We start from the raw sequence: 15,368 nt of genomic DNA on the forward strand, positions 1-15,368 counted from the left end.
TACATGACCAAATGAAAGATAAACTTAGTGTAAAAGAATATGAGGACCCTTTTAATGGTAGCAAGTAATACATATCCCCTTTACGGGGCCCGTTATGAGTCAATGACTATACGGCTTGAACGAAGTGAAAGCCAGCGCCTTTAGACGCTGGCCTATTACTACAGGCTTATAGCCCGTGAGCAAACCACCCGTTTTACGGGTGGTTCTAATTAACGATATTTTCTTAGCATACACAGAAACTATATCTAATATAAAATTACCCTATACTAAATACATATGACTAATATAAACATCAATAATTAATACAAATCATTTGTTATCATAAGAAAAATCTAAAGACAACTGACCTTCAGAAGTTAAAGTATAAACCATACTAGAGAATGGATTTTGATTGTAGAATTTAAAAGTTTCTATCATATCTAAAACCTCATGCTTTAAATCAGACATAATTTCTGAAATAATAACAGGTTCATCATTATTGTCTTCTACATACCGTGAAATTAAGGTGTTATTATCAGCCCGATAAATTGAAAGTTCTACTGAAGAACTATTATTACGACTTTCAAAATTCAATTCTACAAAACCCCAGTCTAGTGGAGTTAATTTGAATATTTTTTTTGCCAGAGCATTATAATGCTTCTCGAGCTCATCCTCTATACTCTTATGTTCTAATCTAAAGGCCTTGTCTATGGCAGTATAATTTTTTGCTAATATACGGGATTCCATATCTTCCAATAATAAAACACCTCGAGGACCTTTTATCATTTCTTTATATACATCCGGCTCAAACTCATCTTCTCTAGCTAGAACACCAAAATTCTGATATTCCCACTTATATCTATTTTGAAGCCAACAATCGTCAGTTACAGGATCATTATGAAATTCACAATGGGGTTCATAGTCATCGCGTGAAATATACATTGTTCCCCACGTCCATTGTTCTGTAGAAGCTTCATGAAGTAAACGTACATACGTCAAAATCTCACTAATCCCAGCTTTTATAGATTTTACTTTTTCATCACTACAATTATATAACAAATCACCATCAGTAATAATAGAACCCGAAGGAGTCTTAACATTATAACAAGCAGAACTCATTCCTGATTCTGTACATTCAAAAAACAAATAGACCTTATACCAATATTTAGGCATACACTCTACCAATATGTCTCTTATCTTATTAATATATCTATCCATAGCACCCAAATTATCTATATCACCAGAACTATTAAATATCTTTGCAATTAAATGTCCTTCTTGAGCTTTACCTAGTATTCGAAGCCAGTAAAATCAAGGGTTATGGGACATTTTACCAACACATTGTAAGATATTTATGAATATAGTCCATTTATTCCATCTTAATTATCATGTTATTTTACATGTAGCCTTCCTTCACACTATCATCAATTCTTATAATCCTCCTAAAGAAATCATATCCACCATTTATATAATCACCTATTGATAAGTCCTTATCTTTAAAGTATGGCGAAACCGGAAAATACCCCCAAACAACACCTAATCCTCCACATATATTGCGGCCACCATCTCCACCTTTATAGGAAAACACATCATTATCATATACAATTTCTCTACAATACGGATCGTCACCTATAACAAGGCCAAAAAAGTTTTCTTTTTCTAACGTATACTCTCCATCAGTATCCATCCATTCCATATGCTTTAAATTCATAGAGAAATCTATATTGTTTCCCCATGGAAAGATAGTTCTACACCCCTTGCCAGCTAAATACTCCCACTCTCTTTGTGTAGGCAAAGAATATCTATTATCTTTTATATCCTGTAAAAGTTTCTTAAATGTTGTTTCTTCATAAAGTTTGCCACACCAATTGCTATCGTCTGTTTTATATAAACAAACAGTATTGTGCACCATCACTTCAGAAACACCTTTTTCCTCGGCTTTTTTTATCATGTTTTGCCATTCTTTATTTTGTGTAAGCATATCAGCTGGAATAAGACTCCAGCAGGTCTCACTATACTCTTTTTGTACCAATAATGGATGGATTACAAACTCATCTTCTCGAGTAAAATTATGTTTAAAATACGTTTCTATGTTGGATAGTACCTCTTCATCTTCCAGTGTTTCGCGAATCTTAGTTTGAACATCGTCTTCACTAAAGATTTCCTCTTCATATCCCTCGACAAATGGATAGGCAAGGTCCGCTAAATTTTCATCATTAAAAATATCCTGAAATGGTTTATTTTTAAAATCAAACCCTAACGTAACAGTATCTCCAGGAACAAATACAAATTCTATACCATCATGAGAACGATATACCGCCGTATATGTGGATTTTCCAAAGGCAGTAAATTCTTTAAAGCATATTAATTCTAAATTATATATTTTTCCAATCTTATGTAATAATTCCATTCTATCGCTAGTAGCTAACAAATCATATTGGGGATTATACAATTTTTTGATGGGAATAGGATTCATTAATTTCATACTCCTTATTTTTATCTAGTACAAATATTCTTCACTATGCATTTACTCTATTTACTTAAGTATTGCCTTAGGGTTTGATTTTCTAATAGCCCTCTCTAAATAACACGATTTTATATGGCTACAATTATAGCATACTGTATCCTTTCACAGATAATAAGCTATTGTTAATCACAAAAAAGGCACCTCCAAGGAGGTGCCTCATTGTTATAGTTTATTGGAGAAATTTATATATGATTAATCTAAATCGTAGAAACCAGATGGTTTATCGCTCAAGTTAATAATGATGTTTTTCATTTGAGTGTAGTGTTCAAGGATAACTTTGTGAGTTTCACGGCCGATACCAGATTGTTTATAGCCACCGAATGGTGCACCTGCTGGGATGGAGTTATATGTGTTAACCCACATACGACCTGTTTCGATTGCTCGAGCTACGCGGATTGCACGGTTAAGGTTTTGAGTAAATACGCCGCCGCCAAGACCGTATAAGCTGTCGTTAGCTTGTTCAATAACTTCTTCTTCGCTGTGGAATTTAATAACAACAGCTACAGGGCCGAAGATTTCTTCGCGAGCTACGCGCATATCGTTTGTAGCATCTACGATAAGTGTAGGTCTAATGAAACAACCTTTGCCAAGTTCGCCGTCAGTAACGCGTACACCACCAGCTGCAATGCGAGCGCCTTCTTCTTTAGCAAGTTCTACATAACTAAGTACTTTTTCAACTTGAGCTTCGTAAATCAAGGAGCCTAGTTGTGTAGATTCTTCCCAAGGCAAACCAACTTTTACCTTATCAAATAATGCAGAAAGTTCAGCTACGAATTTATCATAAATTGTATCTTGTACGAAGATACGGGAACCTGCGCAGCATACTTGACCTTGGTTGAAGAGGATACCGAGCATTGCCCCATCAAGAGCTTGTTTCCAGTTTGCATCTTCAAAGAAGATATTCGCAGATTTACCACCTAATTCCAAGGTAGCAGGAATCAAGCGTTCAGATGCTGCTTTATATACATCAAGACCTACTTCAGTGGAACCTGTGAAAGCAAGTTTGCTGAAACCAGGATGATCAAGGATATATTGACCAGATTTAGAGCCTTTACCTGTTACGATATTTACAACCCCTGGAGGCAAGATTTCTTTCAAAATATCACCTAATTCTAAAAGGCTAAGGGATGTATGGCTAGAAGGTTTGATAACAACTGTACAACCTGCTGCAAGAGCTGGTGCCAATTTCCAAGCTGCCATTAGGAACGGGAAGTTCCAAGGTACTACTTGACCTACAACGCCAATCGGTTCACGAAGGATGAGGTTCAATGTATTTTCATCAAATACTTGTGCGGAGCCTTCTTCGGAACGAAGTACACCTGCGAAGTAACGGAAATGGTCAGCACCAAGCGGAATATCTACATTCAAAGTTTCACGAATCGGTTTACCATTGTCATATGTTTCAACTTGTGCCAAGTGCTCTTTATGAGCATCAATAGCGTCAGCAATTTTTAACAAGTAATCAGCGCGCTCTACTTGAGATACTTTTTTCCAAGTTTTAAAAGCTTCTGTTGCAGCGGCTACCGCTTTATCAACATCATCTTTTGTAGCCTCTGCACAGATAGCAAGTTGTTCGCCATTAGAAGGGTTATATACATTAAATTCAGCACCATCAGATGCCGCTACCCATTCATTATTAATTAAAAGTCCATATCTTTCTTTAAGGTTCAAGCTCATAGCATTACCTCCTATTTAGGAACATATATTGAGGAAGATCTCCTCTGTGATTTCATCATACGCCTTATATCTAAATATTTCAATCAGATATATCATTTTCGATATATCCATTCCGCATTATTCTACATAGTTTTAAGTTATATGGAAAAACCGCACCCTCTAATACTATAGAGAGTGCGGTTTTATATGCGATGACTTTTAGTCAAGAATAATTATCAATTGATTACCATTTATGTAATGTAATATAAAGTTCTATTCTTGAAGCTAAAAATATATGAGATTATCTGTTACGGCGGTCCCCATTATTACGGTTCCCACCATTTCGATTATTGTTTTGTCGACCACTATTGTTACGATCATTATGACGGTTATTATTACGATCGTTGTTTCGACGTTGACCATTATTATTTCTGTTACGGTCATTATCGTTATTCTTTGGCTTTTCTGGTTGCAATGCTTTTACAGATAAACCGATACGATTACGTTTAACATCAACAGAAATGATTTGAGCCTCAATGATATCGCCTACAGCCAATACATCAGATGGATGTTGACGACTATTGCATAATTCACTGCGATGCAATAGACCATTAGTTTTAAGGCCAAAATCTACGAAGGCACCGAAGTCAACTACGTTATGAACCGTACCTTTTACCACAGTACCTACCTTGATATCTTCAAGGCTTACTACATGTTTTCTCGTAAGCGGTGCCGGTAAATCTTCACGAGGGTCACGACCTGGTTTTGCCAAAGCAGCTAGAATATCTCGTACAGTTGGTACACCCGCATCAAGTTTAGCGGCCATTTTCTCCGCATCAACGAGCGGTAATTTCACTTGTAACGCTTCTAGTTGCGCCTTATCTTGCAAATCTTTTAAGGTAAAACCCAATTCACCAATAATGCGTTCTGCCAATTCATAGGACTCAGGATGGACAGATGTATTATCTAGTGGATTTTTACCGTGTTGCAAGCGAAGGAAACCAGCACATTGTGTGAACGCTGCAGGACCTAAACGCGGTACTTTTAGCAATTCCTTACGACTTTTAAATACGCCATTCTCTTGACGGTATGCAACGATGTTTTTAGCCACTGTACTAGAGATACCTGCAATATGTTGCAAGATAGCTGGAGATGCTGTGTTGAGCTCTACCCCAACGTGGTTTACTACAGTTTCAACCACTTGATCTAGGGTATGAGTCAATTGCTTTTGATTTACATCATGTTGGTATTGACCTACACCGATAGATTTAGGATCAATTTTAACGGATTCAGCCAATGGATCTTGCACGCGGCGTGCAATGGATACGGCACCGCGAATTGTTACGTCTAAATCTGGTAATTCATCGATAGCCAATTTAGATGCGGAGTACACAGATGCACCTGCTTCATTAGTAATGATGTAGTGGCAGTCTAATTTCTCCTCTTCAATCATAGTAGATGCAAACTGCTCTGTTTCGTAGGATGCAGTACCATTACCAATGGATAAGAGGGTAACTTTGAACTTACGGATTTTATCAGCCAATACCTTTTGTGCTTCCTTGCGAAGCTTTTCACTATTAGTTAAATAGTAGGCACCATAATCTAGCACATTACCTTGTTGGTCGATGATAGCCATCTTACAACCTGTACGGTAACCAGGGTCAAGGCCCATGATAACATGACCTGCCAAAGGCGGTTGTAACAATAGATTTTTAAGGTTTACACCAAATACCTTGATAGCTTGTTCGTCCGCATTTTCCGTCAACTCATTACGGATATCACGCTCTAGAGCAGGGAAAATTAGACGTTTATACGCATCGGCTACTGCAGCCGCTTTATAGTCTGCGAAGATGGATTTTGGATTTTTCTCTAACCGTTGCACCATGTAAGCAACATAAGTATCACCTGGTACGGTAAGGGCTAATTTCAAAGCTCCTAATTTTTCACCGCGATTAACCGCCAAGATACGGTGAGACGGCATTTGTCGAACCGGTTCAGCATATTCTGCGTATTGCAAGAACTGTTGTTGTATCTCTTCATCACCAGTCAACTCAGCTTGAATAAAGCCTTCGTTCCACATCTTTTTACGCAAATATGCACGGAAGTCTGCACTATCACTAACAATTTCCGCTACGATATCTGATGCACCTTGAATAGCGTCCTCCGGTGTTGGCACCTCTTCCGTTACAAATTCTTTAGCGATCTCTAATGGATCGCCAGAGGTAACTGTATCGTTAAGGATCATTTCCGCTAACGGCTCTAATCCACGTTCACGGGCAATCATAGCACGGGTACGTTTCTTAGGACGATACGGTAAATAGAGATCCTCTAACTCTTGAAGCTTTGTTGCTGCTTCTAAGGACTTCATCAACTCGTCGGTCATCTTTTCTTGCTCTGTAATAGATGCAATGATTTCTTGGCGACGTGTTTCCAAGTTGCGCAGATATTTAATGCGTTCTTCAATGGTGCGCAATTGCTCATCTTGCAATTCGCCCGTTACCTCTTTACGGTAACGCGCAATAAATGGCACCGTATTGCCTTCGTCTAATAATTCTACGGCAGCTTGCACCTGCTTTGGCTTAACATTTAATTCACTGCCAATAATGGCAAACATTCTTTCACTCATTTAGATGCCTTTCTGCGATAGGTTACAAAACGATGAGGATATGTATTCTTCTCATCCACCACGCCGTCTACAACGGATTCAATGGTGAAAGCCTCCTCTGAGAACTCTGGGAAAAATGCATCCCCTTCAAATTCGTGGTCTACTTCTGTAATGTACATCGTATCCACGTAAGGCAAGAAAGCCTCGTATACTTGAGCACCGCCGATAACATAGGCCGCATCAAGAACACGCGCTGCTTCTGAAGCCGCCTCAGGACTATGGAAAATCTTAACTCCTTCTGGCGCATCAAAGCCCTTATCACGGGTAATCACCCAGTGCTCACGATTTGGCAACAAGAACGGCAAACTTTCAAAGGTCTTACGGCCCATAATGATGACATGACCTGTCGTTTTCTCTTTAAAGAATTTCAAATCATTCGGCAAGTGCCAAATCAAGGTATTATCTTTACCGATCACACGATTATGTGCTACGGCTACGATTAATGCTAACATACTGGCCTCTTTCGGTTAATGCTATATGGCAACAGTCATAAATTATGCTATTTAGCAATGTCTACGAACACAATACTATATAGCAACAGCCATACATATTATGCTATTTAACAATTGTCATGAATATAATGCTATACAGCAACAGTCATGGACAATTTACCTAGATGTTCATACCCGTCTAATGTAACGTCCTCTGGTGTGAAGTCATAGAAGTCTTTTACCTCAGGATTCACAATAATTTTTGGAGCTGGCAATGCTTGATCGCGACGTGCTAATTGCTCGCGCAATGCTTCTACATGGTTTTCATAGACATGAGCATTGTTGATAACATGAGTAAATTTACCAGGTTTAAGACCGGTAACTTGGGCAATCATGCATTGTAATGCTGCATATTGAGCTGTATTAAATGGAACGCCAAGGCCCATATCGCCACTACGTTGGATGAGCATGCAGTTTAAGTGTCCATCAGCTACGTCCCATAATGTTTCATACGCACATGGTTGCAATGCCATATCATCTAAATCTTCAATATTCCACAATGTAACAATCATACGGCGGCTATCCGGATCTTCCTTGATAGTCTTGATGAGCTTATCAAGTTGTTTGTACTTTGCAATTTGGTAACCATAAGCCTTACCAATAGTACCATCTTCACGCATCCACTCATCCCATACGCGCACGTTCATTTCTTGTAATTTACGTACATCGTTAGATTGCATTTGCCAAATCCATAACAATTCTTTTACCGCCGTTTTGAAAGCTACAAATTTTGTAGTCAAAATTGGAAATTCCTCTTGCAAGTCGAATTGCATAATTTGATGTGGCAATTTATAAGTTGCAACACCGGTACGATTTTGACCATACGTGCCGTGTTCTAAAATATTTTCAATAATACCGAGGTATTGTGTATCTGCTAGACTCATATGTCCCCCTAAATCTTATATATAACACGTCGAATAATACTAACTTTATATCTTACAATATATAGTACTATCATACTAAAAAATACATCGTACTACCATATATACAGTAAAATTTATTATCCCTTATATTCTGCAATGGCCTGTAAAAAACTGAGGCCATATTTTTTCAATTTTGCTTCCCCTACACCTTTAACATTGCCAAACTCACCCAATGTGGTTGGTCGTAAATTGGCTAGATCAATAAGCACTGTATCAGGGAAGATAAGATATGGTCGAAGACCGGCCTCTTCGGCTAAGCGCTTGCGATGTTGTCGCAAATGTTCAAATAAACCACCTACACCGGAATTAGAATTTCCTCGAGCCACATTGGACGTAGACCGACGAGTGCGAGACGGTACAGACACATGTTGTCTGATTTCCTCTACCTCTTTATGCCCAGCAAGGACTTCCTCAGCACCAGCCGTCAAAGATAGTACTGGATATTTACCTGTAGAGCTACGCAAGTAGCCAGAAGCCACAAATTGTTGAATAAGGCCCTTAATCGATTTCTCGTCTACATTGCTCAATAAACCAAAAACAGGCAATGCATCATGTCCTGCGCGCATGATGCGATCCGTTCGTTCACCGCGCACGATAGCGGTAATCATAGATGCGCCATAGCGCTCGTCGGTACCCATAATGGCACGGAAGATGGCCTTCGCCTCTTTCGTTACATTTACCTTATCGGCAGAACCTTTACAGGAGCTACAATTGTCACATGTGGTCCAAACGGTGCTTTCACCAAAATAGTTAAGCATATATTTACGTAAACAATTACTACAGAAACAGTAATCAATCATAGACTGCAACTTGCGTAGTTCCACCTCTTGGCGCTCAGGAGTTTCGATGGACTGTTCAATTAAATACTTGTGAACCTGTACATCCTGCCCGCTGTAGAGCAAGATGCATTCTGCAGGTGCTCCATCGCGACCTGCACGGCCCGCCTCTTGATAGTAGGACTCCATGTTACGCGGCATTTGGCAATGCAACACATAGCGCACATTACTTTTATCAATGCCCATGCCAAAGGCATTGGTAGCCACCATAACCTGCAATTTATCATCTGCATAGGCGTTTTGCATCTCACGGCGCACCTCATCGCTGAGCCCACCGTGATAATGACCTACCTTAATGCCTGCACGGGTTAGATTTTCATACACCCGATCTACATCCTTGCGCGTTGCACAGTAGATAATACCATTTTCATTGGCATGTTGACGCACATAATGGACTACGTAATCCATGCGCTTTGGTGTACGAATGACAGAGAAGGATAGATTAGGCCGATCAAAGCCCGTTACATACACATTCGCATTCTCAAGGCCTAATAGTTTCTTAATATCATTTTCTACATATTTTGTAGCCGTCGCGGTAAAAGCTCCTACGATAGGTCTCTTCGGTAGCGAGTTGAGCCACTCACCAATGAGCCGATAGGACGGTCTAAAGTCATGTCCCCACTCAGAAATACAGTGAGCCTCATCAACGATAACTTGAGCTATAGGCAATGCTCGCAATACATTACAGAAGAAATTAGAACCTAGTCGCTCTGGTGCAATATACAACAGCTTAATCTTACCACTACGCACCTTGTACATAGTCTTATTAAACTCTGCTTGGGTAAGGGTACTATTGATGAGCGCCGCCGGAATGTTCTGTACTAATAGACCATCTACTTGATCTTTCATAAGGGATATTAGTGGCGAAAATACGATTGTGAGGCCCGGCTTGCAAAGCGCAGGAATCTGGAAACAGATAGACTTGCCGGCTCCCGTCGGCATGATGCCAATTACATCTTCATTGCGTAATAAGGAAGTAATAGGAGCCTCCTGAGCCGGTCTAAAGGAGGTATACCCAAAGTATGTTTCCAACATCCGTAATGCCTGTCGTTTCATCATAGCTTGTTGCTTCATATCAACCGACTGTGATGCAATAGCTTGTTTTGAAGCTGGCTGTTGTTCCATAGGTACCTCCTTTCATGTTCCAGAAATATACATACAAGACCATAATTACAACTATCAATAACGAAATTTCGTATACAAAACACGAAATTTCGTTTTTCTATTCTTATATTTTAACATATTTCATATGCCGTTGGGTTTATTAGTATATACGATTTCTCAGTCCAACGTCTAATGCATATCTAGAAAGCCAAGCTTCAAAATTTGTATAGAAACTACGTAATATCACGAAATTTTTACACTCTAAAGCGCTAATATATGGTACAATAGGAATTATTTATAATACTATAGAATAGAACTACAACCTAAGGAGGTCTTATATAGGCATGACACAAGACAACTTAATGATTATCATCGCCTTTGCCTTATACCTAGGACTCATGATGTATATCGGGGTCTACTATTACAGGAAATCTAACAGCATCGGTGATTACATTCTCGGTGGCCGACAACTAGGACCATGGATCACAGCACTTAGTGCAGAAGCATCAGATATGAGTGGTTGGATGCTCATGGGTGTGCCTGGCCTAGCGTATACTACAGGGATTTCTGGTGTATGGATTGCCGTAGGTCTCACATTAGGCACATGGGCAAACTGGAAGTTTGTTTCTAGACGCTTGCGTAACCATACTGAGGTAGCTAGTGACAGTTTAACTTTACCGGACTATTTGAAAAATCGTTTCCACGATCAATCTCATTCGGTAGCCGTTATCTCCGCCCTATTTATCTTGATTTTCTTCTTGATTTATACATCATCAGGGTTCGTAGCAGGTGGCAAACTGTTCAACACCATCTTTGGTCTTGATTACACTGTATCTCTATTTATTACAGCGGGTATCGTCGTATTCTACACATTCCTCGGCGGCTTCCTCGCCGTATCTTGGACAGATTGTATCCAAGGGGCATTGATGTTCTTCGCTATCTTAGCGGTACCAATTACAGCTGCCATGTTTATGGGTGGTCCTATTGAAACATTCCAACTCATTCAACACGAGTTTCCTCAAGGACTTAGCCTATTTGGTGATCCATCCGACTGGTTCACATGGGCTATCGGCTTAATCTCTTCTCTTGGTTGGGGTCTTGGCTACTTCGGTCAACCTCATATCCTCGTAAGATTCATGGCTATCTCCGATGCGAAAGAGCTTAAGAAATCTACAAATATCGCCATGGTTTGGGTTATCTTATCCCTTATGGCAGCCATCGCTGTAGGCCTCATCGGTCACGTATATATGTTGCCTGATGTATTAGTAGGCACTGATGCAGAAACTGTATTCCTCATCATGACAGAACGCCTCTTTACACCATTTGTAGCAGGTCTCATCTGGTCTGCCGTACTCGCAGCTATCATGAGTACTGCATCTGCCCAGTTATTAGTAACAGCCTCTGCCATTTCTAATGACTTCTATGCAAATATCATTCATCCTAAAGCGAGTGATAAAGAGCTGGTACTAGTAAGTCGTATCGTAGTACTACTAGTTGCGTTAATAGCCATCTATATGGCAATGGATCCAGATAGCTACATCTTAACCATGGTTGCCTATGCATGGGCAGGTTTTGGTGCTGCCTTTGGTCCAGCTATCTTGTTCTCCTTATTCTGGAAACGTATGACACGTCATGGCTGTATCGCAGGTATCGTCGTAGGTGGTTTAACCGTTCTTATTTGGAAACAATTTGGATTCCTCGGCCTTTACGAAATCGTGCCAGGCTTCCTCTTCTCTTCCATCGCTATCTATGTAGTGAGTATCATGGGTAAATTACCTCCTCGTCCAGTTCTTAAGGACTATCGTGAAGCAGAAAAAATGCATGTTCTATAAATTAGAAATCGGACGTTTAAAATAGCATACATAAAAAAAGAGCTAGTTGATTCAACGATCAACTAGCTCTTTTATTATGAGTATTGTGCTAAGCCTTCCTTAATAGCTTCTTTCACTTCTGCTACCAAGGATGTTGGTGAAAGTACTTTCACACTTTGCATATATTGAAGTGCCCAATACTTAAAGGCATCATGATTTACACGTACACGGCATACAACATCATCAGATGTGACGTTGGTGAATTCCACATTGCCATCAAACCAATCTAAAATTTGGTTTACAATAGACCGCTTTGCCTTAAAACTTACGGTAACGGATTCACCACCGAACATGTAAATATGTTCTTTTACATATTGCGATACATTGAAGGTGCGTTGCTGGTTATAGCCCTTTATCTCCCGTAAAGGTTTTCTACGTTCGCTCAGCACCGTAATGTGTGCAATTCGATCGACACGCAATGTAGACATGTCATCATAATTTTCATGGTTCCCAACTAGGTAATAGTGTCCCCGATTCATAACTAGTTGGAATGGATTGAATACATACTTTCGCTCCTTATTATCTGGACCGAGATTGATATGTAATCGTTTATCCACGTCAGGTTGGCAATAAGCCAAGGAAATTTTTCTCCCCTTTTGTATTGCTTCCTCTATGAGATCAATGTTAAGGAATAAGTCCTGACTTCTATGAAGGTAACCCGTAGCACTTTCAATATCAATACCATGGGGCTTGAAATGAGAGCTACCCAATTTAGCAACACGACTAATTAAATCCTTACGTTGAGATGCGGTAATATGACGAGACGCCAAAATACCGTCAATTAATAATCTCAATTCCGAATCTTCAAAGGTATGAATCATATAAAAATCAGTACGGCGAATAGTACCATCTGCTCCTACGGCAGACTCTTCACATTGAATACCAAAATCACCAGATTCATATAAATCATTTAAATGACGGCCTAAGGTCTTCCGATCGACGGATACCTCGTACCGCTCGGCTAATATACTGCGAATCTCCTCTTGAGATAAAGTATGATTAGCATCCGTTTCACTTTTCAGGATTTCTAGTATATATACTAGAACGGCCTTCTTAGATGCCATAAAAGACTCCTTTTACAAATAATACAATAAAAACAACATTGTAACTAATACAATTTATAATATCATCCACAACACATCGGATGATGTTCACAAAAATACCCATACATAGTATACCACACTTTTCATATATGGTTCATTTATTTCTCATTAATTTTATCGATTTACTATACTTTTTTGGCAATATTAAATAACTAAATGTAATAATTATTAAAAAAGATTAAATTAAATTATATAAAACAAAAACCCATTACTACTTAATACACATAAATGTTATAAGTATAATGGGTTTTATATTTATTCTGAAGATTATATGAATCCCCAAAATATTATCTTAGAAATTTAAAACGAATTACGAAAGACCATCGTTTTTCTTACGTCTAATAAAGCCTAATTGCTCCATACGCTTCGTCAATTCATTATAGAATGCTTCCGCCATGGCATTTTGATGTTTACCAGTTTGGGCCTTATCAGCGCTAAAGAGAGAATCTTTAATCTTCTTAATCATAGTAGACTTGGCTTTAGGCTTATTCAATAATTCCATGAACAATAAATCTTCTTCAGAAATATCACCAACAGCGTCATTGAACATATTTGCACCATAAATATATTCACTACCACCATCAGCAATAGCTTTTACAAAGTTTGTAAAACGAGCTGGTACATAGGATAAGCCCTCCATATATTCCTGTTTATCAGGGAATGTTTTATAGAATCGAATACCACCGCGTACCATATGTTCAACGATAGCTTTATATAAACTACATACAGCTGGTTCTAAGTCATCTTCAGATGCATTAGCAGTATCATGAGCAGCTTTTAAAATGGCAAGGGCTTCGATCATATTGAAAGTGCCCCCATCTTTAATGAGCGCTTGGAATGTATCTCGTACAAGCTCATTTTCAAACATTTTTAATGCTTCTTCATCAAAGAGGATTTGGAATACAAAACTATTTACGATAGACCGTACAGGTACTGTATTCACCTTATCTGGATTAGCTACATCATAGCTAATATCCTTTGCAGCACTTGCTTTACAGATAATAGACTTGCGGAATGTTGTATCAAGCATAAAGTCTAAATATTGTTCTTGGTCCGCTTGGCTATTAGGAGCCAATTTTTCAAGTTTATCGGCGATGCTGTCATCATAGGTACGAACCATGGACAATGTCAAATCTGCGTCACATACATATGTAAGATTGTGAGCTTTCAAATGATCATTGAATTGATAGAAGTAACATGGATCATTATGAGGCTCTAAATGGTCATGACCTACATAATAATCATCCTTTTGCATAACAGAACGCAAAGCGCCTAAGAATTTACTATTACGTTCCTTAAGGTTGTCATAATTAAGAATTTGAGAACCTACTAAGCTGCCCACAGTTTTACCGCGCAACACCTTTTCCTTGTGCGTTAATTCATCATGTCCACGATTAGCAAATAGCATGAGCTGACGAACCTCTTCCATCGTATGCCAACCTGGATATGTATTATAGGATACATATGCAATGCCATTATCAGCCAAATGATGAGATATAATATCAAGCAACTTATCCTTCATTTCATCGCTAATCCAAGAGTAAAAACCATGAGCGATAATGTAATCAAAGGTTCCTAAGGTCTCATCAAAGTTCATAATATCCCCTTGAATTAGAGATACATTATCCAACTTAGCATCACTAATAATTTTGTTTCCCTTCTCTACTTGATCTTGAGAAAGCTCTATACCTACAAAGGTCGCTTCTGGATTATGTACAGCTTGAGAAATAATATTTCCACCATAGGTAGCACCTAATTCAAGGACACGAGCTGTCTTTGCAGGCGGAGTATTAAGACCTACAAGTGTACCATACGCTTCTAAATACGCAGGTGTTGTAAATGGAAATGGATAGGATTTATAGCCTAACTCTTTATATATTGTTTGTTGCATATCATCTGTTGTGATCTGTTGGTTATCCTTAGCCATAAGCACCTCTATATTACGATTAAAATTACCTAGTTATCTATCAATGTAACAATGCAATATACTTACGTATAACTGCATAACTATCTAATATTATATCAAATTCCTAATATATTACCTATGGTAAAAGCATTAGTAACATAGGAATAACAGATTCATGACGTGCCCCTATTAATGTAAGATAGACTCAAACATATGGAAGATATAATTTTATATACAAAAGAGGCACCCTCGAGTGATATGTACCCCCTTTACTGGACAACCAGTAAAGGGGGTATTTTCATGAGAT

10 protein-coding genes are annotated in these 15,368 nt (G+C 38.7%); 1 reads left to right on the top strand and 9 read right to left on the bottom strand.

The genetic code is table 11. The features are described 5' to 3' along the window. Positions 1–309: 309 nt before the first annotated feature. The 7 genes from QZ055_RS04005 to recQ form a co-directional block, all read right to left on the bottom strand. Positions 310–1,197: an immunity protein YezG family protein gene (locus QZ055_RS04005; protein WP_295824812.1), complete on the bottom strand. Its 888-nt coding sequence runs from the start codon at positions 1,195–1,197 to the stop codon at positions 310–312. A 178-nt stretch (positions 1,198–1,375) separates the two neighbouring features. Then, positions 1,376–2,455 (bottom strand): hypothetical protein, encoded by a 1,080-nt coding sequence (locus QZ055_RS04010; protein WP_363178717.1) that lies wholly within the window; start codon positions 2,453–2,455, stop codon positions 1,376–1,378. A gap of 243 nt (positions 2,456–2,698) precedes the next feature. Then, the gene (locus QZ055_RS04015; protein WP_295824805.1) at positions 2,699–4,183 is read right to left on the bottom strand and encodes an aldehyde dehydrogenase family protein; all 1,485 of its coding nucleotides are present in this window, start codon (positions 4,181–4,183) and stop codon (positions 2,699–2,701) included. Positions 4,184–4,463: 280 nt separating this feature from the next. Then, the gene (locus tag QZ055_RS04020) at positions 4,464–6,788 is read right to left on the bottom strand and encodes a Tex family protein (protein ID WP_295824807.1); all 2,325 of its coding nucleotides are present in this window, start codon (positions 6,786–6,788) and stop codon (positions 4,464–4,466) included. Beyond that, the gene (locus QZ055_RS04025) at positions 6,785–7,279 is read right to left on the bottom strand and encodes a dihydrofolate reductase (RefSeq protein WP_005385658.1); all 495 of its coding nucleotides are present in this window, start codon (positions 7,277–7,279) and stop codon (positions 6,785–6,787) included. The genes QZ055_RS04020 and QZ055_RS04025 overlap by 4 nt, the downstream gene beginning before the upstream one ends. A 131-nt stretch (positions 7,280–7,410) precedes the next feature. Next, positions 7,411–8,202, bottom strand: coding sequence for a thymidylate synthase (locus tag QZ055_RS04030; RefSeq protein ID WP_129823877.1), 792 nt, complete (start codon positions 8,200–8,202; stop codon positions 7,411–7,413). A gap of 116 nt (positions 8,203–8,318) precedes the next feature. Continuing rightward, positions 8,319–10,202 carry a DNA helicase RecQ gene (gene recQ / locus QZ055_RS04035; RefSeq protein WP_295824809.1) on the bottom strand — a complete coding sequence of 628 codons (1,884 nt, stop codon included), beginning with the start codon at positions 10,200–10,202 and terminating at the stop codon, positions 8,319–8,321. Positions 10,203–10,525: 323 nt separating this feature from the next. On the opposite strand from recQ, the gene putP reads away from it, so the two are divergent. Continuing rightward, positions 10,526–12,013 (top strand): sodium/proline symporter PutP, encoded by a 1,488-nt coding sequence (gene putP / locus QZ055_RS04040; protein ID WP_295824810.1) that lies wholly within the window; start codon positions 10,526–10,528, stop codon positions 12,011–12,013. A gap of 74 nt (positions 12,014–12,087) precedes the next feature. On the opposite strand, the gene QZ055_RS04045 is transcribed toward putP, so the two are convergent. After that, complete coding sequence (locus QZ055_RS04045; protein WP_195186645.1) at positions 12,088–13,116, bottom strand: YafY family protein; 1,029 nt, start codon at positions 13,114–13,116, stop codon at positions 12,088–12,090. Positions 13,117–13,465: 349 nt separating this feature from the next. Continuing rightward, the gene (locus tag QZ055_RS04050; RefSeq protein ID WP_295824811.1) at positions 13,466–15,082 is read right to left on the bottom strand and encodes a methyltransferase regulatory domain-containing protein; all 1,617 of its coding nucleotides are present in this window, start codon (positions 15,080–15,082) and stop codon (positions 13,466–13,468) included. Positions 15,083–15,368 lie beyond the last annotated feature (286 nt).

Source organism: uncultured Veillonella sp. (assembly GCF_905209685.1).
GTDB lineage: Bacteria > Bacillota > Negativicutes > Veillonellales > Veillonellaceae > Veillonella.